This window comes from Candidatus Paceibacterota bacterium, assembly GCA_028716825.1.
Classification (GTDB): domain Bacteria; phylum Patescibacteriota; class Minisyncoccia; order Minisyncoccales.
The window spans coordinates 1-26,007 of the sequence record JAQUPA010000002.1 but is presented as its reverse complement, the minus strand read 5'-3'; the positions used below and the strand labels follow the sequence as shown (position 1 = coordinate 26,007).

The 26,007-nt window shown below is 32.0% G+C and carries 28 protein-coding genes; all 28 read left to right on the top strand.

Annotated elements, in window-relative coordinates; translation table 11 throughout:
• The first annotated feature begins 2 nt into the window (after window positions 1–2).
• The gene (locus PHI88_00630) at window positions 3–674 is read left to right on the top strand and encodes a hypothetical protein (GenBank protein ID MDD5551659.1); all 672 of its coding nucleotides are present in this window, start codon (window positions 3–5) and stop codon (window positions 672–674) included.
• A 17-nt stretch (window positions 675–691) separates the two neighbouring features.
• Complete coding sequence (locus PHI88_00625; GenBank protein MDD5551658.1) at window positions 692–1,309, top strand: hypothetical protein; 618 nt, start codon at window positions 692–694, stop codon at window positions 1,307–1,309.
• 37 nt (window positions 1,310–1,346) lie between these two features.
• Window positions 1,347–1,619 (top strand): hypothetical protein, encoded by a 273-nt coding sequence (locus PHI88_00620; protein MDD5551657.1) that lies wholly within the window; start codon window positions 1,347–1,349, stop codon window positions 1,617–1,619.
• Complete coding sequence (locus PHI88_00615) at window positions 1,609–3,285, top strand: hypothetical protein (protein ID MDD5551656.1); 1,677 nt, start codon at window positions 1,609–1,611, stop codon at window positions 3,283–3,285. The genes PHI88_00620 and PHI88_00615 overlap by 11 nt, the downstream gene beginning before the upstream one ends.
• A 1-nt stretch (window position 3,286) precedes the next feature.
• Window positions 3,287–4,645, top strand: a complete 1,359-nt coding sequence (locus PHI88_00610; protein ID MDD5551655.1) for a glycine--tRNA ligase — start codon at window positions 3,287–3,289, stop codon at window positions 4,643–4,645.
• Entirely contained in the window at window positions 4,645–5,901 is a 1,257-nt protein-coding gene (locus PHI88_00605) for a pitrilysin family protein (protein MDD5551654.1), read from the top strand. The genes PHI88_00610 and PHI88_00605 overlap by 1 nt, the downstream gene beginning before the upstream one ends.
• A gap of 48 nt (window positions 5,902–5,949) precedes the next feature.
• A complete protein-coding gene (locus PHI88_00600; protein MDD5551653.1) occupies window positions 5,950–7,005 on the top strand; it encodes an AI-2E family transporter in 1,056 nt (351 codons plus the stop codon).
• Between the two features lie 60 nt (window positions 7,006–7,065).
• Window positions 7,066–8,043, top strand: coding sequence for a tryptophan--tRNA ligase (trpS, locus tag PHI88_00595; GenBank protein ID MDD5551652.1), 978 nt, complete (start codon window positions 7,066–7,068; stop codon window positions 8,041–8,043).
• Window positions 8,044–8,053: 10 nt separating this feature from the next.
• Window positions 8,054–8,749, top strand: coding sequence for a hypothetical protein (locus PHI88_00590; protein ID MDD5551651.1), 696 nt, complete (start codon window positions 8,054–8,056; stop codon window positions 8,747–8,749).
• 11 nt (window positions 8,750–8,760) lie between these two features.
• Window positions 8,761–9,369, top strand: coding sequence for an HD domain-containing protein (locus PHI88_00585; protein ID MDD5551650.1), 609 nt, complete (start codon window positions 8,761–8,763; stop codon window positions 9,367–9,369).
• A gap of 175 nt (window positions 9,370–9,544) precedes the next feature.
• Window positions 9,545–10,129 (top strand): hypothetical protein, encoded by a 585-nt coding sequence (locus tag PHI88_00580; GenBank protein MDD5551649.1) that lies wholly within the window; start codon window positions 9,545–9,547, stop codon window positions 10,127–10,129.
• Between the two features lie 15 nt (window positions 10,130–10,144).
• The gene (locus PHI88_00575; protein MDD5551648.1) at window positions 10,145–10,681 is read left to right on the top strand and encodes a GreA/GreB family elongation factor; all 537 of its coding nucleotides are present in this window, start codon (window positions 10,145–10,147) and stop codon (window positions 10,679–10,681) included.
• 76 nt (window positions 10,682–10,757) lie between these two features.
• On the top strand, window positions 10,758–11,303 hold the full coding sequence (gene cyaB, locus PHI88_00570) for a class IV adenylate cyclase (GenBank protein MDD5551647.1): 546 nt from the start codon (window positions 10,758–10,760) through the stop codon (window positions 11,301–11,303).
• Between the two features lie 6 nt (window positions 11,304–11,309).
• Entirely contained in the window at window positions 11,310–12,572 is a 1,263-nt protein-coding gene (locus PHI88_00565) for a hypothetical protein (GenBank protein ID MDD5551646.1), read from the top strand.
• A complete protein-coding gene (locus PHI88_00560) occupies window positions 12,569–13,633 on the top strand; it encodes a hypothetical protein (protein ID MDD5551645.1) in 1,065 nt (354 codons plus the stop codon). Before PHI88_00565 ends, PHI88_00560 begins: the two co-directional genes overlap by 4 nt.
• A gap of 42 nt (window positions 13,634–13,675) precedes the next feature.
• Window positions 13,676–13,987 carry an RNHCP domain-containing protein gene (locus tag PHI88_00555; GenBank protein MDD5551644.1) on the top strand — a complete coding sequence of 104 codons (312 nt, stop codon included), beginning with the start codon at window positions 13,676–13,678 and terminating at the stop codon, window positions 13,985–13,987.
• Between the two features lie 60 nt (window positions 13,988–14,047).
• Complete coding sequence (gene pheS / locus PHI88_00550) at window positions 14,048–15,016, top strand: phenylalanine--tRNA ligase subunit alpha (GenBank protein MDD5551643.1); 969 nt, start codon at window positions 14,048–14,050, stop codon at window positions 15,014–15,016.
• Between the two features lie 2 nt (window positions 15,017–15,018).
• Window positions 15,019–17,049 carry a phenylalanine--tRNA ligase subunit beta gene (gene pheT, locus PHI88_00545; GenBank protein MDD5551642.1) on the top strand — a complete coding sequence of 677 codons (2,031 nt, stop codon included), beginning with the start codon at window positions 15,019–15,021 and terminating at the stop codon, window positions 17,047–17,049.
• 594 nt (window positions 17,050–17,643) lie between these two features.
• Complete coding sequence (locus PHI88_00540) at window positions 17,644–18,078, top strand: NUDIX hydrolase (protein MDD5551641.1); 435 nt, start codon at window positions 17,644–17,646, stop codon at window positions 18,076–18,078.
• 154 nt (window positions 18,079–18,232) lie between these two features.
• Entirely contained in the window at window positions 18,233–18,478 is a 246-nt protein-coding gene (locus tag PHI88_00535; protein MDD5551640.1) for a hypothetical protein, read from the top strand.
• 91 nt (window positions 18,479–18,569) lie between these two features.
• Window positions 18,570–19,973 carry a radical SAM protein gene (locus PHI88_00530; GenBank protein ID MDD5551639.1) on the top strand — a complete coding sequence of 468 codons (1,404 nt, stop codon included), beginning with the start codon at window positions 18,570–18,572 and terminating at the stop codon, window positions 19,971–19,973.
• Between the two features lie 58 nt (window positions 19,974–20,031).
• A complete protein-coding gene (locus tag PHI88_00525) occupies window positions 20,032–20,805 on the top strand; it encodes a hypothetical protein (GenBank protein MDD5551638.1) in 774 nt (257 codons plus the stop codon).
• A 183-nt stretch (window positions 20,806–20,988) separates the two neighbouring features.
• Window positions 20,989–21,756, top strand: a complete 768-nt coding sequence (locus PHI88_00520) for a ThiF family adenylyltransferase (GenBank protein MDD5551637.1) — start codon at window positions 20,989–20,991, stop codon at window positions 21,754–21,756.
• A gap of 158 nt (window positions 21,757–21,914) precedes the next feature.
• Window positions 21,915–22,601 carry a hypothetical protein gene (locus tag PHI88_00515; GenBank protein MDD5551636.1) on the top strand — a complete coding sequence of 229 codons (687 nt, stop codon included), beginning with the start codon at window positions 21,915–21,917 and terminating at the stop codon, window positions 22,599–22,601.
• Between the two features lie 78 nt (window positions 22,602–22,679).
• Window positions 22,680–24,305 carry an ATP-binding protein gene (locus PHI88_00510; protein ID MDD5551635.1) on the top strand — a complete coding sequence of 542 codons (1,626 nt, stop codon included), beginning with the start codon at window positions 22,680–22,682 and terminating at the stop codon, window positions 24,303–24,305.
• 43 nt (window positions 24,306–24,348) lie between these two features.
• Window positions 24,349–24,744 (top strand): GxxExxY protein, encoded by a 396-nt coding sequence (locus PHI88_00505; GenBank protein ID MDD5551634.1) that lies wholly within the window; start codon window positions 24,349–24,351, stop codon window positions 24,742–24,744.
• Window positions 24,745–24,803: 59 nt separating this feature from the next.
• Window positions 24,804–25,187 carry a response regulator gene (locus tag PHI88_00500; protein MDD5551633.1) on the top strand — a complete coding sequence of 128 codons (384 nt, stop codon included), beginning with the start codon at window positions 24,804–24,806 and terminating at the stop codon, window positions 25,185–25,187.
• 131 nt (window positions 25,188–25,318) lie between these two features.
• Window positions 25,319–25,915, top strand: coding sequence for a hypothetical protein (locus PHI88_00495; protein ID MDD5551632.1), 597 nt, complete (start codon window positions 25,319–25,321; stop codon window positions 25,913–25,915).
• Window positions 25,916–26,007: the final 92 nt, after the last annotated feature.

Genomic DNA, 26,007 nt, shown 5'->3' with positions numbered 1-26,007 from the left:
CTATGTTAACTTTTAATCTTCTTCCCACAGAACAAAAAGAAGAAATAGAAAAAGAAAGACTATATTTAATTGGTGTTGGTATTTTAAAATCGCTTTTTCTCGCCCTTCTTATTGTTTTTTTTCTACTTCTAAGTGCTGATTTTTCTTTGAAATTTTTGTCATCTGATCAAAAAAGATCCCTTGAAGAAATTAAAAAAGACAAATTAATTAAGGATATGATAGCCTTAGATGATCAAGTTTTAAAATCGAATGATTTTATTGATAAAGTTTATAGTGCGCAAAAAGACATAGTTTATTTTTCAACAACAATTGAGAAGATATCTGCTTTGGTACCGAGCGGAATTTACTTTACAGAATTAACCATTGAAAAGAAGACACAAGGAGAGACAACCGCTACTTCTCCGGCAGCAGAAGGAGATTCTTCAGAAGAGACTCAGAGCCAAACTACTCCCACTCCAACAACAACTACGGCAACAGAGACGAACAATCAACAACAGGAACAGCAGCAATATTACGAAGTGAAAATTTCTGGAATTGCTAAAAAAAGAGAACAAGTTATTATTTTTGAGAAAAATCTTAGATCTCAGTCAGAATTTATGTCCTTGGTTTCTCCTTTGCAAAATATTTTAAAAGCGCAAGAGGTAGAATTTGAATTTTCTTTTAAACTAAAATAATAAATTATATTTAAATCATGACAGGGCCAAAGAAAAGAAAATTAATTTTTATTATCTGGATTTTAATTATTGTCTTTATTATTGTCGGTATTTTCTTTGCTTTTAAAAGATTAAACTTAGGAATGCATAAATATTTTAAAGAAAAAGAAGATTTTTCTGCTTTTCGAGAAAAAATAAATACCCTTGAGGAAAGGAAAGAAAAATTCAAAGAGCAGAAAGGAAAGATGGCAAAAATTGAAAATTCTTTTTTCGAAAGAGGAGAAAACGAGCTTGAAAGGGTTGGAAAATTTGCAACCAACCTTGAAGCAGTAGCAAGAAAACATAATATTTCTATTGAAGCTAAGGAAATTGTTCAACCAACAAATAATAATAATTTTTATCTTTTAAAATTTAAACTAGAAGGAGTTTTCCCTGGCGTTTTGCGTTTCTTTTTTGCGATTGAAAATACTCCTTTTGGCAATTTTCAATTAATGGAATTGCAGAAAGTTAGTCTTACAAAGTTAATTTCGGGTTCTTGCCAAGAGCAGGGCGAAGGGAAGTGTGAAAAAACAGAAATAGCAGAAGGCGAGTTTGAATTAAGAGTTTATACAGAGCCAAAAGAAGAACAGCAACAGGAGAAACAATTAAATAAGTAATTTATATTTTATAAATAATAAGAAACTAAAATTAACAATGAAGCCACAGTCCAAAAAATTATTATCATTTTTAACAAAGAGATATTCTTTAATTTTACTTACAATGTTTTTATTTGTTATAATATTTGTTATTATTTTTTATTGGACAATATATTCTAAAATTGTCTCTCCGGTTCAAGCGCCGAAAGATACAGGTTTTAATGAATCAAAATTGCAAAAGCTTATTAAAGAAATCCAAATAAGGGAGTCAAAATATAAACAAAGTCTTCAGAAAAAATATAAAGACCTATTTAAAGAAAATGAATCTTAACCGCGATATTCATATAAACTGGAAATCAAAGAAAGTTAAATATTTTATAATATTTTTGATATTAGCTGTTCTTGGCACTGGTATTTATTTTTTCTTTTTTAGAAACACTTTTTCTACAGAAAATGTTGTTGTTAAAATTGATACCCCAAAAGAAGCTTCAAGTGGAGAGGAAATTAGCTGGATTATTAGTGTTAAAAATAATAGCAATATTGAAATACAAAATATAAACCTTAATTTTGAGTATCCATCCGGGACTTTTGACAAAGAAGGTTCTATTAAAAAAAGAGAAGAAATTCAAATTGATAGCATTTTACCCCAACAAGAGAAGACAGAAAATTTCTCGGGGGTGGTTTTTGGCAAAAAAAATGAAAAAAAAGAGTCAAAAGCTTCTTTAACTTATAATCCAAAAGGATTTTCTACGGAATTTCAAAACGAAACCACTGCAGTTACAATTATTACAAACTCTCTTGTTACATTTAACATGAAAATACCAGAAAAAGTAGACAAAGGACAGGAATTTACTATTGTTCTTTCTTGGCAATCTGGTTTTTCTTCGCCCCTTGAAAATGTTCAGGTTAAATTATCTTTACCCAATGGTTTCATAAGAACTTCTGGTATCACCGATAATGAAAGGCCTGAGAATGCTGCCGAGGGAGAAGAAACTTCTCAAAGTAAGATAATTTTTGATGTAGGCACATTAAACGAAGGAGAAGGACAAAAAGTGGAAATAAAAGGAAAACTAAGTGGTGAGGTAGACGATGAGAAAATGTTTAAAGCCGAGATTGGAAAATTTGATGAAGAACTTTATGAATTTATTCCTTTGGCACTTAAAGAGTCGTCGGTAAAAATTATCTCTTCTACAATAGAAGTTTTTCGAAAAATTAATGGACAAGCAAATTATTTTCCTGTTCCTGGAGAAAAATTATCCTATATAGTTACTTTTAAAAATGCGGGTGAAGAAATTTACCGTGATCTGAGCTTAACAGTTGAACTCGAAAGTGATTTTATTGATTTTTCAACTTTAAAATGTCAAGGTGGTCAGGTAAGTGGTAATAAAGTTATATTTTCTTCAGAAAATATTCCCGAACTTTTATATTTAGGACCTTATGATGAAGGTAATGTTGGATTTAGCGTTGACGTAAAAAAAGGAATTTTAGCTTCTAATGCCTCAATTATAGAAAAAATAAAAATTAACAAAGTAAAGAAACAACAAAGAACAAAAATTAGCTCTCAGTCTTCTTTTTATCAGTATGCATATTATCATTTACCATCAAGATTAAGGGGTAAGGTAGCTACTGGAGGAAATTTCCCGATAGCAGAAAATAAAGAGACAACACTAGTTATTCACTGGAAAGCAAAAAACAGGGGCAATAACCTACAGAATACAAAAATTACAGGCACTTTAGGAGAAAATGTAACCTGGACTGGAAAAGTTTATGCTCCTGGTGCAAGATTTTCTTATGACAAAAAGACAAAAAGAGTAACTTTAACCCTGGGAACTATGAGTTATAATTATTCAAGAGATTTCGCTTTCCAGATTAAAATTAAACCAAAAAAACTACCTCAAGATTTAATTACTGGTTCTAAATTTTCAGGAAAAGATAGTTGGACGGGTCAGACTTTTGAGAATTTATCTCCATCTTTAAGCACAGATTCTGTTGAGTAAAATGTCTAAATTATCTAAAATTATATCTCTTGCAAAGCGCCGAGGTTTTGTTTTTCAATCATCTGAAATTTATGGAGGATTTGGTTCTTGTTATGATTTTGGACCGTTAGGGGTTGAATTGAAAAATAATATTAAAAAATCCTGGTGGGACGAGATGACGAAAAATCATGAAAATATTGTGGGATTAGACGCTGCAATTTTAATGTCTCCAAAAGTTTGGCAGGCCTCAGGGCACTTAACTGCAGGATTTGCTGATGAATTGGTTGAGTGTAAAAAATGCAATCAAAGATTTAGGGAAGATCAAGTACCAGTTTTTGGAACAAACAAAGAAAGCGATAAATTTTGGAATTGTCCTGGTGGCGGAAAACATGAATTTACAGAACCAAGAAAGTTCAATTTAATGATGAAAACCTTTATAGGACCAGTTGAGAATGAAGCAGCAACAACCTATTTAAGGGCAGAAACGTGCCAAGGGATATATGTCAATTTTTTGAATATTTTAAACTCAACGAGACTAAAAATTCCTTTTGGCATGGCCCAAATTGGGAAAGCTTTCAGGAATGAAATTACGCCAGGAAATTTTATTTACAGAATAAGAGGAATTGAGCAAATGGAGATGCAGTGGATCTGCAATCCAAAAGCATCGGAAAAATATTTTGATTACTGGAAGAAAGAAAGATTCAAATGGTATTTGGGACTTGGAATGAAAAAAGAAAATTTAAGATTTATTGAAGTTCCAAAAGAAGAAAGATCTCATTACGCAAGGCAGCAATTTGATCTTGAATATAAATTTCCTTTTGGTTGGAGGGAAATTGAAGGGATTCATAACAGAGGCGACTGGGACTTATCTAATCATTCCAAAAATTCAGGAGAAGATCTTAAATATTTTGACGAAAAAACCAAAGAGAAATATTTTCCTTATATAATCGAGACTTCGGTCGGGGTTGAAAGATCTCTTTTTGCGTTTTTATGTGATGGTTTTGAAGAAGTAAAAGGTGGCAGGACAAAAACTACAAAGTCAGCAAAAGAAGAAGAAATTATTTTAAGATTAAATAAAAATTTATCTCCAATAAGGGTAGCGATTTTGCCCCTTGTTAAAAATAAGCCAAAATTAGTAAAGAAGGCAAAGGATGTTTTTAAATCCCTTAAGATTTATTTTTCAGCACAGTATGATGAGGGAGGAACAATAGGAAGAAGATATAGAAGACAGGACGAAGCAGGGACGCCGTATTGTTTGACTATTGATTTTGATACCCTAAAAGACGATGCAGTAACTCTTCGGGACCGCGATACCATGAAGCAAAAAAGAATAAAAAATTCAGACCTTGTTAGTTATTTGCAAAAAGAGATAGCGAAATAATGTTTAAAAAAACAGTTTTAAAGAATGGATTGAAAATAATTACTTGTCCAATGAAAAACACACATAGTGTAACTGTTTTAATTTTGGTAAAAGCTGGCACAAAATACGAAACAAAAAAAGAAAACGGTATATCTCATTTCTTGGAGCATATGTATTTTAAGGGAACAAAAAAAAGAAAAAGTGCTCTTGATGTTTCAAAAGAAATTGATGGTGTCGGCGGGATTATAAATGCATTTACTTCCAAAGATTATACGGGATATTTTGTAAAAGTAGATTATTCCCATTTTAATTTAGCCCTTGATTTGGTTTCGGATATATTTTTAAACTCAACGCTTCCAGACGAAGAAATTAATAAAGAAAGGGGAGTAATTATAGAAGAAATTAAAATGTTTGAAGATACTCCTATGCATTATATTGAGTGGGTGTGGGAGGAGCTTTTATATGGCGATCAGCCAGCAGGATGGAAAATAACAGGAGAGAGAAAAAATGTTTTAAAAATACAAAGAGAAGATTTTTTAAATTACATAAAAAACTATTATGTTAGTCAAAATACAGTTGTTTGTGTTGCGGGCAAGATTGACAATAAAAAAACATTATCTATGATTGGGGATTGTTTTTCAGATATAAGTCAAAAAACTCAAAAAAAGAAAAAATCTGTAAGAGAATTTCAAACAAGTCCAAGGAAATTATTTTTTAAGAAGAATACCAAACAAACACATCTTGCTCTTGGTGTTCGCGCCTTTAATATTTTTGATAAAAGACGTTTTGCTCTTCAGGTTTTATCAGTTATTCTTGGTGGTAACATGTCCTCTCGCATGTTTCAGGAACTTAGAGAAAAAAGGGGTCTTGCTTATTATATTCATACGAGCGTAGAATTAAATCCTGACACGGGTTATTTAGTAACATACGCTGGCATCGACCATAAAAATATTGAAAAGGCAACTTTTTTAATAACACAAGAGTATAAAAAAATAAAAAAAGGAAATTTGACAGAAAAAGAAATAAAAATGGCAAAAGAATACATAAAGGGTTTATTCGGGCTTTCTTTGGAGGAAAGCGACAATATAGCTTCTTTTTATGCAAGTCAGGCCCTTTTGGAAAGAAATATTATAAGTCCGGAAGAAAAAATTAGAGCAATTGATAAAGTAAATAAGAGAGATATTCTTAATGTTGCAAAATATATTTTTACACCAAGTAGGTTAAATTTAGCTGTAATTTCCCCCAAAAAGAAAAAAATACAAAATTTCACACTTTAGTTGATTTTTTTATCCAAATTTTGTTAAAATTAATAATATCAAATTTTTATGGATAAAGTTATTTCTGCCACTCTTAAAGTTTTAGCGGTTTTATTGACAATTTGGCTTTTGTATTTTTTGCGTGATATTGTCGCTTATTTTGTATTCGCTTTTGTAATTGCTTCCGCTCTTAGGCCCGGGATTGATTTTTTAGAAAAAAAGAAATTTCCAAGAGCATTATCCGGTGTATTGATATTTATCTTATTTTTAATTTTTATTAGCTTAATTCTTGCAATAATCTTTCCGCCACTTATCACGGAAGTTCAAAATTTCTTTACTTCCTCTCCTCAAATTTCAGAAAACTTTGTTGATTTAATTTCAAAATTAGACAAAGCAATAGGAGGCGTAGGGTTGTTGGAGGGTATTAAAAATTCTTTATCAGGTTTTATCCAGGGTTTATCTCAAGGTCTTACTGCTGCAGCAGGCGTTCTTTCTGGATTTTTCGGAGGATTATTTAACTTGATATTTGTTGTCATAATTTCTTTCTATTTTGCTGTGGAGAAGAAAACCGCAGAAAGAATTTCAGGACTTATCGCTTCTGGTAATAAGAGATTAGAAGATAAAATTTTAAAAGGATGGAAAAGGGCAGAGAATATAGCTGGTCGTTGGCTTTATAGCTATTTTATCTTAGGAACAATAGTTGGATTATTAGTTTATATTGGTCTTTCTTTGGTTGGTGTTAAATATGCTTTGGTACTAGCGGTTTTGGCAGCGGTGCTTGAGGTTATTCCGATGTTAGGTCCTGTTTTGGCTGGAGTTATTGGTTCGTTTTTGGCGCTTGTTCAGGGTGGCGTTCCTATGGCGTTATGGGCAGCTTTGGTTTTTATAATAGTTCAACAGCTTGAAAACTTTCTAATTGTTCCTTTTGTAATGAGAAGAAGAGTGGATTTGCACCCTATTTTAGTTATAGTCGTCTTATTTATTGCCGGTAAAGTATTTGGTGTTTTAGGAGCAATACTTTCTATTCCTTTAACAGCCATTATTATTGCTCTTGTAAAAGAAAATTATTCAGATTATTTTATAGAGAGAAGAGTAAAACCTCTTTTTAGAAGAAATTCTAAATAAAATTGTCCTAGAATCTCATTTTAGATTTGCCGGATTTTAATCCGTTTTAAAAACACATAAATGCATAAGACAAAAAAAAGATTATTATCGGGAATTAAGCCAACTGGTGATCTTCATATCGGAAATTATTTTGGCGCAATGATGCAGTTTTTGGAATTTCAGAAAAACTATGAAAGTTTTATTTTTATAGCCGACTATCATGCCTTAAACCAGGTAAAAGATCCTAAGAAAATTAAGAAAGATAGTTTAGAAATTGTAAAGGCGTATCTTGCTGCGGGACTTGATCCAAAGAAAGTTCATTTATTTAAACAATCCGATGTTCCGCAGGTTACAGAGCTTTGCTGGATTTTTAATTGTATTTTGCCAATGGCGCTACTAAAACGTGCACACGCATATAAAGATGCAGTTGCGAAGGGAAAGTCAGTGAATATGGGCCTTTTTGATTATCCGGTTTTGATGGCAGCAGATATTTTAATATATAATTCAGATATTGTGCCTGTTGGGAAGGACCAGAAACAACACGTTGAAATGGCTCAGGAAACAGCTAAAAGATTTAATAATATTTACGGAAAAACATTTAAAATTCCAGAAATAATGGTTAAACAAGATGTTGCAGTAATTAAAGGGTTGGATGGTAGAAAGATGTCCAAGAGTTATAATAATGTGATTGGTCTTTTTGATTCAGAAGAAGAAACGAAAGAAAAAATAATGAAAATAGTTACAGATTCAAAGCGGCCCGAGGAGCCAAAGAATCCTGAAAATTGTAATGTTTTTTATTTTCATAAATTATTTAGCCCAAAAAGTGAATTAGAAAAAATCAGAAAAAGATATAAAGAAGGCGGTATTTCTTATCAAGAGTCAAAAGAAATTTTAGCGAAAAATATAAATAAATTTTTAGCTAAAATAAGAGACAAGAAGAAAAAACTTGATAAAAACGAAAACTATATAAAAAAAGTTTTAGAAGAAGGAAAAACAGCAGCTTTAAGAGAGGCGCAAAAGACATTAAATAAAGCCAAAAAAAAGGTCGGTGTGATATAAGAAAAAAAATATGCCAAAATATAAAATAATTTTTCTTTCCGTTATCATTTTTGTTCTTTGTTTGGCCGGTGTGTATGTCTATGCTGCAAGAGAAGGCGTTTTTCATTCTGCGGACGAGGTAGAGCCAGGTTCATTTGCAAATGGCAACTATATATTCAAAAGAAATTTGAATGTTAATGGAGAGGTAAGTTCACCCACTCTAAGTGCAACAAATAGGGTTTGTCTTAGGGGAAATTGTATAACAAGTTGGCCTACGGGTTCAGTTACAGGAAGTGGAACTTCAAATCGTATACCTCTATGGACTAGCTCAAGTCGCTTGGGAAATTCTGCTATTTTTCAATGGTCAAACAATATTGGAATTGATGGCAGTGCTCTTATTGGTGGAGCCGTAAACTCTCAGCTTTTTTATGATACAAACAATTCTTACTATAAAGTAGATCCAACTGGATTAAGCAGGCTTAGTACAATACATGCAAACGGAGAAATAAAAAGCACAAATGGAAGTGAATGGAAGGTTGTGCCTATAAGCACGATAATAGCACATCAACCTATGTGTAATCATGAAGATTTATCTAACCAGAAAAATTTACTCTACTGTATTTCTGGATGTCAAAGATATTGCAGTAATGACTTGGGTTATTCAGGTGGTACGCTTTCAGAATATGACGGCAGTAGAAAACTTGTAGGTTGTATCTGTATTCCTTAAAATTCATTTATATGTTCAAAGGAGAGAAAAAGGATTGTATTGAAGATCTTGTTAATCTTATTTTAGAGGCGCGAATTTTAAAATATATTCCTCGTGCTTCTTATAATTATTTAAAAGGGCCTATTAAAGAAAATGTTGCAGAACATAGTTTTTATACTATTATTTTTGCGTGGATTTTAGCTAAGAAAGAAAAGGTAGACATAGACAAGGTTATAAAAATGGCGATTATTCATGATTTGATAGAGGCTCGCTCGGGCGAGCACAACCTTATAAACAGATATTATAGTTCTCCTTCCAATGATTTAAAAATCATTGAAGAAATTGCAGAAGACCACAATATTCAGGATTTTAATTTTAAAGATTTATTTAAAGAATATTTTAAAGGAGAGACAAAAGAAGCAAAAGTTACAAAAGACGCTGATATTCTAGCTGAAATGCTAACTGAAAAAGAGTGTTTTGAACTTGGCAATAAAAAAGCAGAAAAATGGCTTGAATTCACTCTTGAAAGATTTAAAACCGACACAGCAAAAAAACTTGGCCAAAAGTTAAAAGAAATTGATACTGATAAATGGTGGGTTGAATTAAATAAAAAATACGCCCCCAAAACAAAATTTTTATAAGAAAAAAGGGCCTCGGGCCTGTTTTTTAAAGAATAAAAAGGGATGGCAAGATTTTTTAATATAGATTACTTTATTGACGGTAATTATTTTTTATTATATAAAAAAAATAGTTAATCATTTATCAAAAATGGTGATAGTAATTTAAAAAAATAATCCGATGAATTAATATACGTTTTTGCCAGAAACGGAGAAAGGAGGTTGTGCAATGTTTATACTTTTTGAAGGTATTGATGGTGGAGGAAAAACGACTTTAGCGAAGATGCTTGCTTCTGAACTAAAAGCAAAGTATGTGGTCAATCCCCCTTCTATTTTCAGAATAGGAGAACTTAGATCATTTATGGACGAGGAGGCAAGTCTTCGGGTGAGATTTCTTTATTATTTAATGGGCAATGTCTTTGTTTCTGATCAAATAAAAAGTATTAGGGATTCACATATTATAATATGTGATAGATATATTGATTCAACTCTCGCGATTCATAAGATCTTAGGATTAGAAATAAAAGACGAATTTTTAGGTTCGTTTTTAATCGAGAAACCAGATATTTCTTTTTTCCTTTTTACCTCGAACGAACCAGAGAGAAAAGAAAGAATAGAGAATAGAGGGAAAAAAACAAAATACGACACAATAAAAGAAGATAGCTTTTTCCGGCAGAAATACATAGACTATTTTCAAGAGAAAGGCGGGTATATCTTTATAGATACAAGCAATGAAGAACCTGAACAATCTTTAAACAGAATAATGCAAGAAATTAGTTTATAAGGAAGGGTGAAGACAATGATTAAGGAGAAGAACTATCTTTTAAGAGATACTTATATCTTCATGCGAGAAGAGCTTAAAAGAATAGAGGATATCTTAAGTAAGGAGATACCTCGAGCATTACGTCAAGCATATGATACAGGAGGGTATTGGCATGATAATCCCCATTGGGATTATACTCTTCAGGACCAGGAAAAACTAAGAAAGAGGTATTATCAGATACTTGGTCCTCTAAATGCGCCTGCGATAATTGAAGAGGAAATAAGAGGTATAGATTTCAAAAGCGTGTGGATAGGGACCGAAGTAACAATACGTGACGAAGAAGGTAAAGAGGAAAGTTGGAAAGTAGTTGGATCTTTTGATACCGTCCATAACCCACATTGCAAAAGCGAAGAAGGATTTATTTCTTACAAGGCTCCTCTTATTGCTCCTTTAATTGGAAAAAAGAGGGGCGAGGAAGTAAAAATAATTCTTCCCTTAGGGAGGACTAGAAGAGTCCGAATTGTCGATATAAGATCCTTCGTTCAGGAGGTTGAGCCTCCAAGCCTTAAGTAAGGCTTGGAGGCTATTTTATAGAAAATAAAAAATTGACTTTTAAATTCATTTTTGATATTTTTAAAATAAAAACTATATGAAAGAAATTGAGGTAAAATTCAAAATTAGAAAACCTTCAGGGGTTAGGAAAATTCTTCAAAAAGAGAAAACAAAATATTTAGGAAAAGCTTTTGAAAGAACATTTCGTTTTGAAAAACCAGACGACTTTCTTTCTAAAAAAGGTACATTTTTGCGAACTAGAAAAGGTTTTAAAAATACAATTACCTTAAAAAAGAAAATTATAAATAAACATTTTAAAGAAAGGGAGGAAATAGAACTTGAAATTTTCGATATAGAAAAAATGAATACTATTTTGAAAGAACTTGGTTTTACTAAAGTTAATACAATGGAAAAATACAGAGAAAAATGGTTAATTGGAGGTTGTGAAGTTGTTATGGACAAGTTACCAAAAATAGGAACATTTTTAGAAATAGAAGGTTCACCCCAGAAAATTAAAATTATTTCTAAGAAACTCGGATTAAATTTTAAGGAAAAAATAAATGATACATATTGGGATTTATGGAATGAATATTGGGAAGACAAAAAAACGAAAAGGGCCAACATATCTTTTTCAAAAAAATAGACTAAAATGAAAATTTTTGAACATTATCTAAAAAACCCTACTTCCTCTTTTGTTCTAAACACTAAACTTCTCTTATTGACTTTTGGTCTTGATTTTGATTTTTCTTCGATTCAAGAAGGATTTCCTGAATTTTCCTTAAAATATAAAGCCAATAAAATTAAAGTTTCTGATAGGCATTTTATATCTGTCAAAACAGATAAAAGAAATTTTATTCCGGATGAATTGATCTTAGAGGATGGTAATCAAAAATCAATAGTAAAGGTGTATTTTAGGAAAGAATCTCCTTTTATTTGTCTCGTCAAAAATAAAAAATTCTTAATATTAGACAAAAAAACAGACAAAAGAATGCCCGTTTCTGTTAAGGCAGTTCCTCTATATCCATATAATAAAAAGAAGATTAATGGTATACCCGTAGATGAATTTGTAAGTGTAGTAGGCGTAGATAGAATTTCTATAATACCTTATGATGGTTGTGAAAACTGGATATCTGGAGAACAGTGTAAGTTTTGTGGGGCAAATCCCAAAAGATTAGGTTTTGAGGGGTTTAAACCAAACGTTTTTGAGATTAAAAATAAATTTAACGGAGATTATAAAAATTGGTGGTATTACTATAGAGATAAAACGCTAAAGAGAATTTCTCAGTGCGTCGATCTTTTATTAAGGGATAAAATTGGACCTCATTTTCACTTTTCGATAATTTCTGGAAACATTTCGGATTTAGATTTTGAATGGAAAATGATTTTTGATATAGTTGATTCTATAAAAGATAAAATAGAATTTTCTAAGGTTGATAGTTATTTTAATTTAATGCCCCCTCTTAATTTTGAATATATTGAAAAGGTATTTGATTATGGGTTTAAATACATTTGTTTTAATTTAGAATGTTTCAATAAAAAAATTTTCAAAAAAGTTTGTCCGGGAAAAGAAAAAATTTATGGCTATGATAGAATGTTAGAGTCTTTGATATATAGTGCCGATATTTTTGGGAAAGGAAGAACAAGAACGAATTTCGTATTAGGCACAGAACCATTGAGTGGTTTAATAGCTGGGATAGAAACCCTTGCAAAGAAGGGTGTTGTTTCCGATTATACTGTTTTTTTTCCTAGACCAGGTTCAGTTTGGGGTAATCGTAATCCATTGCCCCCTCAGAAAATTTTAGATTTCACAGAAAAATTAGTAAGCATCTATAAAAATTATAAATTTAAGCCTTTTTGTTGTACCTTAAGTTCAAGATCGAGCATAGCAAATGAATTTTATAAATTTTTATGATAGATAAAGAAGGTTTATTAGACGAAACTTATAATACACTTAAGCCAGTTCAGGAATTAAAAAATGGTATTCTTGTTTACAATAAGCCCCATTTTAAAAGTAATTTTATAGACATTACTACAGATAGAGATAAACTTGCAGATAAACTGAGCAAGGGATGGTCTTTTTATCCCGGAAAATATAGGTATATTTTACGTGCACCAGAGGTAGTGCTTTGTGATCTCAGTGAAAATTATATAAATCCAACTTTAAATTTGGCAGAGATATTTACTCTGCATAAACTTTTCACTTCTGAAAAAGTTCATTATTCGTTTAAAAAAGACATTTCATCTAGATTTAAGAATCTCGAAATTGTTTATTTAGAAGGACCACATTCTAACTTAGAAATTAGAATCGCTGGTTCTGATAATAGAATAAATCAAATTCCCAAATTTATTTATTATAAAATTAAAAAAACAAATCATTGGAAAAAAGAATTAAAAAAAATAAAGGCTATAATAAAAGAACGAGAAATTAAAATAAAAAATAAAGAAATTAAAAGGTGCTGTTTTAAGACAAAAGATTTTTATTCCCGTCTCAAAAAAGAATATTCTATTTTTGGGAAAATTAACTTTCCTAGGTTTGCTATTTTTGGTTTTTTTAAGACATTACCGAAAAGCGACATTTATATTTTTATACCAAAGGCAGGATTGAAATATGCCCTTGGTTTTATAGAGGAGATAGGAATAAAAAAGAAGATAATGTTGTGGGAGTGTCATTTAAGTTTAGATATGACAAAAGAAATGGAATTATTCAGAAAAGATTTAAGAAATAAAAAAATCTCAATCATCGATAGGTCTTATTCAAGTAATACACTTGACTATCTTGAACGAAAAGTAAAAAAAAGAGGAGGAAAACCAATAAAAATTGCTTTGTTTCCAAAATCGAAAAGAGCAATTAAACATTCAAATTACATTCTTTTTTTAGATAAAATAATACCTAGTAAAAATATAATATTTAGAAAAAATTGGGAAGAGGAATTATTTATAAAAGTTATAAACAATGAGACAAAATTTTTATAAGAAAAAAGGGCCTCGGGCCTGTTTTTTCTTTTATTATAGAAAATGTTGAAGCAAAAAATATTTCAAAAGAAAAAAGAGGATTTTATCTGTGAAAAATGTGGTTTTTCTGTTAAGGGAACGGGCTATACTGATCATTGTCCAAGATGCCTTTGGTCAAAGCATTTAGATATAAATCCAGGAGATAGAAAATGCGATTGCAAAGGCTTAATGGAGCCAATTTCAGCAGAGAAAAGATCAGGAGAATATATAATTTATTATAAGTGTCAAAAATGCGACAAGAATCACCGTATAAAGACAGTAAAGACTGATAATATCGAAAAAATAATAGAATTATCCACAATGCCAAGAAAGTAATTACTATTTTCAATTTCTCGTTTTTTTGTTACTATTATAAAAATAAGCTTAATTTTTGTTATGGATTTAAAAAAACAAATTAAAAGTGAAATCGAAAAAGCTCTTTCTTTAAAAGAATTAGAGCAGCTTCGTATTAAATATTTAGCAAAAAAAGGTAAAATCAACCAATTATTTAAAGAAATCGGTAGTCTTTCTCAGGCAGAAAGAAAAAAGAAAGGACAGGAGATTAACAAACTCAAAGAAGAGACTGAAAAATTCTTTAAAGAGAAGAAAGTCCAAATTGAAAAGAAAATTTCTTTTAAAGAAGATAGATTTATTGATATTTCTTTACCAGGTAAAAAATTACAAAGAGGTCATATTCATCCCTTATCCCAAGTTTTAGAAAAGTGTGAAGATATTTTTGAAAGAATGGGATTTTCTGTTGTTGAGGGGCCTGAGATTGAAAATGAATGTTATAACTTTGATGCTTTAAATTTCCCAAAAGATCACCCCGCAAGAGATATACAAGATACTTTATGGCTCAAAGAAAAAAGGAGGTTGATGAGAACGCATACCTCTCCAGTCCAAGTGCGCTATATGGAAAAAAATAATCCTCCTTTAAGGATTGTTGTTCCTGGTAGGGTTTTTCGTAATGAAGCAACTGATGTATCTCATGAAGTTCAGTTTTATCAGTTAGAGGGATTGATGATAGAAAAAGAAACTTCTGTTGTTGATTTTAGAGCAGTTATCCAAAACTTTTTTAATGAATTTTTTGGAAGAAAAGTTGATGTCAGAATGAGGCCAGGATTTTTTCCTTTTACAGAACCAAGTTTTGAGATTGATATAAGGGGAGAAAACGGAAAGTGGCTTGAATGCGCAGGAGCTGGTATGGTACATCCCAATGTTCTTAAAAACGCAAAACTTAACCCTAAAGATTGGCAGGGATTTGCATTTGGTTTTGGCATAGATAGACTTTCAATGATTAAATATAATATTGACGATATACGTTTATTTTACAGCAGCGATATTCGCTTTCTTAATCAATTTTAATTATGAAATTTTCATATAACTGGTTACAATTATTTTTTCAAAAAAAATTACCCAATCCAGAGAAATTGGCAGATCTTTTAATGATGCATACATTAGAAGTAGAAGATTTAATTAAAAAAAGCGATGATTGGATTTTAGATATCGATGTTTTACCAGACAGAATGCCGGATTGTTCTTCTCATATTGGAATTGCAAGAGAAATTTCTGCAATCTTAGGATATAAATTTAAAGCACCAGAATATAAATTTAGCGAAGAAAAGAAAATTAAAACAGCTGATATTTTAAAGATTGAAATAAAAAGTAAAGATCTTTGCCAGAGATACTGCGCAAGGATAATTGATAATGTTAAAGTTGCTCCATCCCCAAAATGGTTAAAACAAAAGATAGAAAGCTGTGGTGTTCAGTCGATAAATAATATAGTAGATGCTGCAAATTATATTATGTTAGAAACGGGCCAGCCTCTTCATGCTTTTGATTATGAAAAGCTTTTTGGTAAAAAAGAAAAAAAAGAAATTATTGTAAGAAAGGCAAAAAGAGGCGAAAAAATTACCACCTTAGAAGACAAGAAATATACCCTTGATAAAGATAATTTGGTGATTGCTGATGCAAAATATCCAATTGCAATCGCAGGCATTAAGGGCGGGAAAAAAGCAGAAATTAAAAAAAATACAAAGAGAATAATTTTAGAGTCTGCGAATTTTAACGGTGTTAGTATTTATAGAACGTCAAAGAAACTTAAATTACAAACAGATGCTTCAATGCGTTTTTCCGCAAATATTGACCCTAATTTAGCTAGAGAAGCGATAGATAAAGTCGCAGGCCTTATAAAAGAAATTGCAGGGGGAGATATTAAATCTGGCGTCTTGGATTTTTATCCAAAAAAGACTTTCCCAAATATTATAAAAATTGATCTTAATTATCTAAGAAGTCTCTTGGGAATTAAAATTTCAAAAGATAAAGTAGTAAAGATATTTAAGGATTTAGGATTTGAAATTCAGCGAGAATCAGAAGCTGTCTTAATTTTAAAAATTCCTACTTTTAGGCGAGATATTTGCATTCCAGAAGATTTAATTGAAGAAGTTGGAAGGATTTTTGGATACGAGAACATACCATCCACTTTTTCAATTTTACAAAAGGCATTGCCACCAAAGAATTTAGATCTTTTATGGGTTAAAAAAATAAGAACACTAATGAAAGGGCTTGGTTTTACAGAGACCTATAATTATTCTTTTATTTCAGATAACGAAGGAGATTTTTTCAAAAAATTAAACAAAAAATTAAAACTAACAGAACTTGGTAACCCTATTAGTTCAAATACTAAATATCTAAGGTTTTCTTTAATTTGTAATCTCTTAAAAGCAGTGACTTTAAACCAGAAGAGATTTAAAGATGTTAGATTTTTTGAAATTGGAAATATTTTTAAAGAAAAAGAAAAAAGATTTTTTGCTGGTATTATCGCAGGCAAAACCGAATTTTACGAGCTTAAAGGGCTTCTTGAAAGTTTTTTTGAAGAACTTGGGATGGTTGATGTTTTCTACGGTCACACAAAAGAAAAAAATATTTTCTGGGAGAAAGGTAAATCAGCTGAAATCGAGACTGGAAATAAAAAGATAGGATTTTTGGGAGAAGTATCAAAAAAAATTCTTGGTTTTTATAATATAAAAATACCCGTTTTTGCTTTTGAAATTAACTTTAAAACACTTCTAGACTTAATTGAAGGGGAGCATGAGTATAAAAAACCTTCAGTCTATCCAGAAACGATAAGAGACATTTCCGTTGTTGTTCCTGAGAATGTTCTGGCAGGAGAAATTATCCAGAAAATTTATTCTACAGGAGGAGAAATTATAAGAAACGTTGAAGTTTTTGACATTTATCAAGAGGATATCAATCAAAAAGAAAAAAACAAAAGCCTGTCTTTTCATATAATTTATCAGTCAGAAAAAAAGACCCTTTCTTCAAAAGAAGTTGATAAAGTTCAAAAAAATATTATAAAGAATCTCGAAAAAAACCCTCAGTGGAAAGTAAGGCAATAGCAGTTTATAAGTTAAAAGACGAAAGGCCTAGCGTATTACACTAGGCCCTATTTGTTACCCCGGAAGATTGTCATTCAGACCAGTCAAAGGAACCCCGGTGAGAATTAACCACCATTGCTGTTATTGTTCTGTTTACTGCGTAAGGTGAGTTATTGAAGTGCCAGGGGCAGCTTGTTGGACAGTTCTCTGTAAGCTTTTGTATGGCTTGTTTTTGGTTTCCGTTTGAGACCCAAAGTTTACCACATTCTTTCCACTTACCGGGTTGGTTCTCTTTGCAGGTTTTTTCTGGATCTGGATCTACTTTCGTTGCGCATCACTCCTTTCTTAATCTTGAACACTTTCTATATTCCTTTTATTGGGATAGATTCTGTCACAATTGTTGCAGAAATCAGAATTGCTGTAGCGTTCCTTACAGATTTCTTTTTCGTTAAGCGAGCGGTGGTCTTTTATCTTCCTTTCAAAGAGCTGAACGTTATGGTTTTTCCACAATCATATTTTTTACAAAAAAAATAAGAATTTGTCAATACTCATTGTTTAAATTTTATTGACAATAGATCTTTATAATGTAAATTAAAAGTAAATTAAGATAACAACATGCCTAAAAAATCTAATAAAGTTATAGAATCAAATAAGCTTATAAATTTAGGTGTAGTTTTAAATAAAAAAGGAGAGGTTTTAATGATAAGAAGAAAAAAGCCGGAGAAAGGTAAAGATGGCGCAATTTTAGAATGGGCTTTCCCCGGCGGAAAACAATTTTCAAACGAAGAAAGAGAGGAAGCCGTAAGAAGGGAAGTCTTAGCAGAGACTGGATATGATGTTACTTCAACAAAGCAAATAGACCTTTCTTTTCATCCCCAGATTTCAGTTATAATTATTTATCACCTTTGTACCCTAAACAATGAAAAACCCATTGCAAATCCAAAAGAAGCGCATGAAGTAGCGGAAATTAAATGGGTTAAACCAGAAGCCATAAAGAGTTTAATTACAACAGAGCTTAATCCAAAAGTAGCAGAGGAACTTGGGATTTAACACTTTACCTTTAAAATAGCTTAGCGCGGGGGAATCCCGTGCTTTTGGTTTGACTTTTAATAAAAAATGAATTGATGAAATGATACTTGTTTTGTCCAAATATTTGACAATTTGGGTGATTATTATAAAATATTAGTAGTTTTTGAGTAGTTTTTTGAACCTTGAAATTTTAATAAGAGAAAAGGAAGCGAAGGAACATAAAGAAGGCGAAAGGAGGGTGAGAGAACGTGGAAAACAAGAAGGAACCGAAGAACGTTGTGGTTCTAGTGCCGACGGAGAAACAGTTTGCCCTTATCAGGGGCAAAGTAAAGGATGGAATGCAGATGCGTTGCGGGGGAATCTGCGGAGGAACGTGTTACTGCGAGAATTCTCCTGGGACAAAGACCAGAACGAGGAGTAGTTGATGATCTGTGCCACAGGGGTAAGAGAGAATTCTTCTTGCCCCATTTTTATAATATAGAGTGTCAAGAACGATTACAGGAGGTTGAATAATGAATTTAAGAATTTCTGATTTTTGTCATTTTGTAGAAGGAATCAATAACCTGACGGCTTTATACAATGCACTTACTTTAGATGTAGTTATTGTTGATAAAGAAACGGCAAAGCTTTTTAGGCAGGCTAAACACAAGATTATCTCTTATGATCAAATTAACTCTTTAGACGATAATCTTGTTAGCGAACTAACAAGACACAAGCTTGTTTTTCCATTAGATCGACGTCTTGACCTTGAAGAATACGCAAAGATTCAAACGAAATTTAGAAACAAGGAAATTGGTATACTTTATCTGCTCATGACAGATGTTTGCAATCTTGCCTGCATTTATTGCTTCATTGAGGGTGCAATACCAGAAAACTACCAATTTTCTAAGATGTCGACAAAAACTGCCCAGTTCGGTATTGATTTATTCGCAAAATTAATAGGTAAAAACAGTACCGTAGAGACTCCTCAGATAATATTCTATGGAGGCGAACCATTTCTAAACTTCGAGGTAGTTGAAAGAATGCTCAGGTATATTGAAAGCCTAAAAAGTAAAAAAACCCTTCCTTCCACTACCTTTATCACAATAAATACAAATGGTGCATTAATTAACGAAACAATTGCTTTAACGCTTAGAAGCTTTGGAAATGTTAATGTGGCAGTTTCGTTGGATGGTCCCAAGGAAATTCATGATAAGTGTCGTAGACGTCGTGATGGCCATGGATCTTTTGATGATACCATAAGGGGCTATCAGCTTCTTGTTAAAAACGGAGTTAATACGGGGATTTGTTGTACAATCAGTCAATACAATGTAGAACAATTGGAAGAGATTTCTAAGTGGTTTGTAAATGAATTGGGTGCAACCTCGATAAGCTTTAACATTTTGATAGAAAGTATTGGCATAGAAGGTATTCGTGGAGATGCTAAAGTATATGCCGAAAAGGTTGCTAAACAGATTATTAAGTGTTACCGTTTCTTTAGAGAAAAGGGGATTTATGAAGACAGAATAATGCGAAAAGTAAATGCTTTTGTTGAAGGCTACATTTATTACAATGATTGTGGCGGTTGTGGCGAGCAAATAGTTATAGCTCCAGATGGTATGGTTGGAGTCTGTCAGGGATATTGCGGAAGTAGAAAATATTTTATTCACCCAGATATTACCTTTGATCCCTTCAATCATCCTATTTGGGAAGAATGGAAATTCCGTTCCCCACTTTTTATGGAACAGTGCTATAACTGTATTGCTTTAAGTATCTGCGGAGGAGGTTGTCCCTACAGTGCCTACAAAAGTAAAGGTAGTATTTGGGAGGTAGACGATATTTTCTGTGTTCATGCTAAAGCGACGGCCGAATTTCTGATTCGGGATCTAATAGAAAAAATGGATCCCAAAACATCCTTTCCTTCGACAGAAAATTAAATTCCTTTTAACCCTAATTCTATTTATGGTATAATCTTGACAGAATTAGGGTTTTTATATGTTTACTCCAAAAGTAAAATTTATAAACATTACATTACTTAAAGAAGTTGATTGGATGCACAGTTTTTTAATTCAAGATAATTGGGGGTGGGATAAGTATATAATTAAAAAGCATCCTAAGATCAAAGAAGTTTTTTCTTTTAAAAACGAGAAGGAAAAAGTCAAATTTTTAAAAGGATATATTTTTGAAACCAGAGAAGAGAATCAAAAAATAATAAATAAAAATAAGGTTAGATATGAAAAAAATTGGCGAAAAACTGAAAAAGATTTTTTTATTTTACTTTCAGAAATTTTACAAATCACTTGGCCCTTAAACAGAGACATAATTAAAGCAATGATATCTATTAATCCTATTTGCCCGCGTTTTTTAAACGACTGGAGTTTTTTTATATATTTTAATTACAAAAATATCAAAGATGCGATGGAGATTATTATGCATGAATGTTGTCATTTTTTGTATTTTGAAAAATGGAAAAATATGCATCCAAAAATGAATTCTGAAAAATTTGAATTTCCCTATATTGAATGGCATTTAAGTGAAATTATTGCGCCCATAGTTTTAAATGATAGTCGCATCCAGAAATTATTAAAGAAAAAAGCAGTTTTTTATACGGAATACAGAAAAATAAAAATAGGCGGTAAAACCGTTCCAAAGTATTTTACCGACCTATATAATAAAATTACTAAGAATGATAATTTTGAAGATTTTTTAAAAGAGTCATATCGAGTGATTAAAGTTCATAAAAAATTGTTTAAGGAAATAAAAATTTAAATTACAACAGAACTTAATCCAAAAGTAGCAGAGGAACTTGGGATTAATTAATCTTTTTAAAAAATAATCTAAAACGCAGGGGAACCTGCGTTTTTGTTTGACTTTTTCAATTAAGCGGTGTATAATATAAAATACAGAACCTAAAAAATCTAATCGATATACGAAGAAAGGAGGTCGATTAGAATGTTCCGTTATAAGGAACTCATTTCTCGCAATGCTGGCCTCCTTTCAGAGGAGGAACAGAGGAGCTTGCGAGAACTCACTGTCGGTATTGCTGGCTGCGGAATGGGATCGTTCGTAGCAGAGGCTTTGTGCCGACTTGGGGTGGAAAACTTCGTTTGGGCTGACCCTGATACAGTCGAGGTAGCGAACCTAAATCACCAGGCTTTCTTTCTGGAGGACGTTGGGAAGGAAAAAGCAATTGTCCTGATAGACGTCCTTTCCAGGATTAATCCTGATGTGAGGGTAGAGGCCTGGGCGGATTTTATCAAACCGGACAACGCCACTGATTTTGTTGCTAAGTGCGACATAGTAATCGATGGTATCGACCCGGATCCGGGAATCTCCGCCTCTTTGGAGCTTGCAAGGGCTTGCCGTCGGCAGAAAAAGATCTTTCTTTACCCGATTGATGTCGGGTGGGGATCAGTTCTTTTCTGCCTGACTCCGAACGGAGAGACATTCGAAAACCTTTTGGGTATCCCTCAGGGGATTATCCCACAGGAACTCGAGAAAATCTCTGTTTGGGAGTTGATGTTCAACATGGCAAAGAGGGTAGAGCTTAATCCCTACTTTCTGCCTGTTCTCGGACAGGTGATTGAAGGGGAAATTGAGCATTATCCTCAGCCAGTGATAGCGGCTTGGATAGCTTCAATCCTTACGGTTTCTGTCGTAATCAAGACCGTAAAGGGTCATGAGCTCCCGTTCGTTGTTCAATTCGATCCCATGGGGTAGTGCGAAAGTGCTACCCCGCTTTTTTAAATTGACATTATTAATAAAATATGATAGAATTTAAATATCTGATTGTAATATTATAATGTATTGCAGTCATTTTTAATAAAGATACACAAGCACGTTACAATAAGAGGACTGCAGAAGGGAGGTGAAACTAAATGTCTGTCTTAGTGGTAAAAAAAGCAGAGACGAGAAAGGAGCTAAATGCGTCATATCGACTTCGATACGAGATCTATGTGGGGAAGCTAGGGTGGTTAGCCAACAATTACTCATTTCGTTCAGAACAGGACGAATATGATTCTCCCGAAAGATCTTCGACCTTCATCGCCTATAGAGATGGATTGCCGGTGAAAAGTGGAATTATAGGAATGGTGAGGGCGATCTATCCAACAAAAGACTTGCCTCTGCCAATCTATAGGGATTTTCCGGAATGCTATTTTCCGCCTAAAGCGGAAAAATCTTGCGAAATCTCTCGATTGATATGTTCCGACGTCTTTAAGGCGTTGAACATGGAAGAGCGTTCTATGTACGCGAGGCATTCAATATCTCTTGCCTTGATCAGAGCGCTTTACCGAGAGACTTGGTACGAAAAGAACATCACTCATTGGTTTGCAAGCCTTGATGTTGTTGTTCTTGGTCTTATTCGCTTTCTTGGTTTCCCATTTGAGGAGATAGGGGAACCGAAGTACTATATGGGCAGCTTGACTGCTCCAGTGGTTCTTCCACGCGATAAGGCCAATGCAGCTTTCCTGGAAAATCCCCCACTTTACGAGTATCTCAACGGCGATGTCATTGAAGAAGAAGTGGTGGAGGAAGCAAACGCAGTCCTAAACAGTTCCTTGTAAGATGCCAGGCGGGCTTATATTGCAGCCTGGCATTTTGCTTTTGTTTTGAATATAATAATATAATTATTCTATTTATTTATGATTGAGATATTAATTTGGGCTACTTTTTTTATAGTTTTGATTATAAACTTTGTTTTAGCATTCATTGTTTTTTGGACAAACAAAAAGAAGAGAGTTAATCAGGTTTTTGCTCTCACGGTTCTTTTTATTGTTGCATGGATTATAAGTAATTTTGCCGCGGACCACGTAAAAAACTATCCTCATACTTTAATAGCAACAAAATTAACCTTTACGACTACAGGTCTTTTTGCTTTGGGTCTCTTAATTTTTACGATGATATTTCCTCGACAAGAGAAAAAAATGTCGTTAAAAAAGAAATTATTGATAATATTACCCGCTCTATTTGTTGTTGTTTTAACATTTACTGACTTAATTGTGAAAGATATAGCAATGAAAAAAAATGTTGGAGTAGATTTAGTTTTCGGAAATTTTGTTATTGTATTTGCACTTTATTTTCTCGCTTATATTATAATGGCTTTTGCAATATTAGTAAGGAAATATATTCGTTTAAAAGGAATAGAAAGACTTCAGTTAAAATATTTAGCAATAGGCTTGATTGTCGCAGGCACTCTGGCTACATTTACAAATTTTTTAATTCCTTTATTTTTCGGAGCATTTGAACCATCTCAGTTTGGACCATATTTTACTCTTTTCTTTGTTGGTTTTACGGCTTTTGCAATTATATCTAAAAAACTTTTTGGAATTAGGGTAGTTTTGACAGAACTATTCGTAGGCTTAATTGGACTAATTTTATTATTCCAAGCTATTGTTGCTCCAAGTATGGCTATGAGAATTTTAAATAGCGGACTTTTCCTTTTTTATTGTTTCTTTGGATATCTATTAATAAGAAGTGTTTTGCGGGAGATAGAATTAAAAGAACAACTTGAAGCAGCCAATAAAGAACTTAAAAGATTAGACGAGGCAAAAACCGAGTTCTTGTCAATTGCATCTCACCAGCTAAGAACTCCTTTAACCGCGATTAAAGGATATGTTGCAATGGTACAAGAGGGAATTTATGGAGATATTTCAGATAAAGTAAGAGTAACGCTTGATAAAGTTAATGATTCAAGTGAAAGACTTATAAGATTGGTAAATTCGCTTTTGGACATATCTCGTCTTGAGATGGGAAGAATGGAGTTTGAATTTAAAGAAACCCAACTTGAAGATCTTATCCAAAGTATAGTAGATGAACTTTATGTAAGGGCATCAAAGAAAAAACTTAAACTTATATACAAAGAACCCGAGAAGGATTTATCTAAAATTACAATTGACCCTCAAAAAATAAGATTAGTTGTTTTAAATTTAATTGACAATGCAATTAAATATACTGACCATGGTAATGTTGAGGTAAAAGTTGAAGAAAAAAACGGAACACAAAAAAGAATATTAATTACTGTTTCAGATACTGGTATGGGAATTTCCAAAAAAGATATGAGTCAGCTTTTTAAAATTTACAGGAGAGGAACTGGCGTAAGATTATTTCCTGAGGGTTCTGGCGTTGGGCTTTATGTTGCCAAAAAATTAGTTGAGGCGCACAAAGGAAAAATTTGGGCAAAGAGCGAAGGGAGAGGCAAGGGAAGTCTCTTTTATGTAGAATTGCCGATAAATGGAGCTAAAATGCAGAAATTTTTAAAAGATTTTTGATAGTTCCTACGAATTTACGAATATATACGAATTTACGAATATAATGGACAAGACAAAGATAATAAAAACAGATTTGATTTATCCAGAATTGAGCTATAGAATTATTGGAATAATGTTTGAAGTATATAACAATTTAGGCGTTGGCTACCAAGAAAAATATTACCAGAGAGCTATTGCAGCAGTTTTTAAAAAAGAAAAATTGAATTTTCAAGAGCAAGTTTTGGTGCCTTTAAAATATTTAGATGAAAAGATAGGCAGATATTTTCTTGACTTTTTGATAGAAGATAAAATAATATTAGAAATTAAAAAGGGGGATAGATTTTCAAGAAAAGACATAGAACAAGTTTATGCATATTTAAAAGCGAGAAAATTAAAATTAGGGCTTTTGGTCAATTTTACAAATAATGGCGTAAAGTTTAAACGTATTTTAAATTTATAAAGGTTTTGTTATAATATAATAAGTATATTCGTAATTATTAGTAAATTCGTAGTAATTATATGGCAAAGAAAATATTAATGATAGAGGATGAGAAAGTACTTGCTGAAATGTATGGCGAACGGCTTAAAGTAGAAGGTTATGAAGTTTCTCGTTCTATAGACGCAGAGAGTGGCGTTGCCATTGCAAAAGAGGAGAAGCCAGACTTAATATTACTTGATATTATTTTACCAGACGCTAATATGGACGGAACAGACGCTCTAAGGAAACTTAAAGCAGATCCACAAACAAAAGATATTCCAGTTATTCTTTATTCAAACTACGACACGCCAGAAGTGAGAAAAATTGCTCAAGAGTATAATACAAGATACGTTTTAAAAGCCAGCACTACAACAAAAGACTTGGTTAATCTTATAAGAAAAGAACTCGGAGAAGAACTAAAATAATAAAAAAGAATACCACAAAAAATCGGCTCCAACGAGCCGATTTTTTTGTAGTGTAATTTGAAAATAAAATTTAATAATGTTAAAATAGAAAAATTTATTATTGGATTAATAAAAATTAAAAATATAAAATTATGAAAAAGAAATTAGTAATTATATTAATAATAGTTGGATTATTAGTTATCGTTGCTGGTATTGGATATTATTGGTGGTGGCAGAATCAGCCAGAGAATATGATTGTTATAAAAGATACACCTGAAGGAAAATTAGTAATAAACAGAAAAGAAGGTATTTCAATGAAGGTTCCAGAGGGATGGAAGGTTAAAAAATATGTTTCAGATGAAGTTTTAGAAATACAAAAATTTGGTCCAAACCAGATTATAGATACAGAATTACAAGATGGTGTAGTAATGGAAGTTTATATCCAGCTTAATCCTCAACGGCTTAACATAAAAGAGTTCGCAACACAAAATTGGGATTATTCGAAGAAAGAATTGAAGTTTTCTGAAATAAACGGCAAAGAAACAATAAAGACTGTTGATAAAATGAGTTATGCCGCAGACGAAAATGATAAACCTATCTATCTTGAGAAAAGCAGAGTTATTGATATTTCTTTTGCTAAAAATAAAAAAGTTTATATATTTTCCTGTACTTCAGTTGGTCAGAATTATAAAAAATATAACGCAGAGTGCGAAAAAGTTATTAAAGATAAGATTAGAAATGAATTTTAATATGATAAAAAAAACATATATAATATTTATATTTGTTTTTTTATTTGCATGTCCTTTTTTTGTGTTTGCAGATAATTTTCCATCTTTAAAAT

Bases quoted from the DNA above. Each gene is read 5' to 3' on its own strand.
- PHI88_00600 (MDD5551653.1), top strand. From the start codon at position 5,950: ATGGATAAAGTTATTTCTGCCACTCTTAAAGTTTTAGCGGTTTTATTG.
- PHI88_00495 (MDD5551632.1), top strand. From the start codon at position 25,319: ATGAAAAAGAAATTAGTAATTATATTAATAATAGTTGGATTATTAGTT.
- PHI88_00525 (MDD5551638.1), top strand. From the start codon at position 20,032: ATGTTTACTCCAAAAGTAAAATTTATAAACATTACATTACTTAAAGAA.
- pheS (MDD5551643.1), top strand. From the start codon at position 14,048: ATGGATTTAAAAAAACAAATTAAAAGTGAAATCGAAAAAGCTCTTTCT.
- PHI88_00620 (MDD5551657.1), top strand. From the start codon at position 1,347: ATGAAGCCACAGTCCAAAAAATTATTATCATTTTTAACAAAGAGATAT.
- PHI88_00555 (MDD5551644.1), top strand. From the start codon at position 13,676: ATGTTGAAGCAAAAAATATTTCAAAAGAAAAAAGAGGATTTTATCTGT.
- PHI88_00515 (MDD5551636.1), top strand. From the start codon at position 21,915: ATGTCTGTCTTAGTGGTAAAAAAAGCAGAGACGAGAAAGGAGCTAAAT.
- PHI88_00610 (MDD5551655.1), top strand. From the start codon at position 3,287: ATGTCTAAATTATCTAAAATTATATCTCTTGCAAAGCGCCGAGGTTTT.
- PHI88_00615 (MDD5551656.1), top strand. From the start codon at position 1,609: ATGAATCTTAACCGCGATATTCATATAAACTGGAAATCAAAGAAAGTT.
- PHI88_00590 (MDD5551651.1), top strand. From the start codon at position 8,054: ATGCCAAAATATAAAATAATTTTTCTTTCCGTTATCATTTTTGTTCTT.
- PHI88_00505 (MDD5551634.1), top strand. From the start codon at position 24,349: ATGGACAAGACAAAGATAATAAAAACAGATTTGATTTATCCAGAATTG.
- PHI88_00540 (MDD5551641.1), top strand. From the start codon at position 17,644: ATGCCTAAAAAATCTAATAAAGTTATAGAATCAAATAAGCTTATAAAT.
- PHI88_00565 (MDD5551646.1), top strand. From the start codon at position 11,310: ATGAAAATTTTTGAACATTATCTAAAAAACCCTACTTCCTCTTTTGTT.
- trpS (MDD5551652.1), top strand. From the start codon at position 7,066: ATGCATAAGACAAAAAAAAGATTATTATCGGGAATTAAGCCAACTGGT.
- cyaB (MDD5551647.1), top strand. From the start codon at position 10,758: ATGAAAGAAATTGAGGTAAAATTCAAAATTAGAAAACCTTCAGGGGTT.
- pheT (MDD5551642.1), top strand. From the start codon at position 15,019: ATGAAATTTTCATATAACTGGTTACAATTATTTTTTCAAAAAAAATTA.
- PHI88_00605 (MDD5551654.1), top strand. From the start codon at position 4,645: ATGTTTAAAAAAACAGTTTTAAAGAATGGATTGAAAATAATTACTTGT.
- PHI88_00510 (MDD5551635.1), top strand. From the start codon at position 22,680: ATGATTGAGATATTAATTTGGGCTACTTTTTTTATAGTTTTGATTATA.
- PHI88_00625 (MDD5551658.1), top strand. From the start codon at position 692: ATGACAGGGCCAAAGAAAAGAAAATTAATTTTTATTATCTGGATTTTA.
- PHI88_00520 (MDD5551637.1), top strand. From the start codon at position 20,989: ATGTTCCGTTATAAGGAACTCATTTCTCGCAATGCTGGCCTCCTTTCA.
- PHI88_00560 (MDD5551645.1), top strand. From the start codon at position 12,569: ATGATAGATAAAGAAGGTTTATTAGACGAAACTTATAATACACTTAAG.
- PHI88_00585 (MDD5551650.1), top strand. From the start codon at position 8,761: ATGTTCAAAGGAGAGAAAAAGGATTGTATTGAAGATCTTGTTAATCTT.
- PHI88_00530 (MDD5551639.1), top strand. From the start codon at position 18,570: ATGAATTTAAGAATTTCTGATTTTTGTCATTTTGTAGAAGGAATCAAT.
- PHI88_00575 (MDD5551648.1), top strand. From the start codon at position 10,145: ATGATTAAGGAGAAGAACTATCTTTTAAGAGATACTTATATCTTCATG.
- PHI88_00500 (MDD5551633.1), top strand. From the start codon at position 24,804: ATGGCAAAGAAAATATTAATGATAGAGGATGAGAAAGTACTTGCTGAA.
- PHI88_00630 (MDD5551659.1), top strand. From the start codon at position 3: ATGTTAACTTTTAATCTTCTTCCCACAGAACAAAAAGAAGAAATAGAA.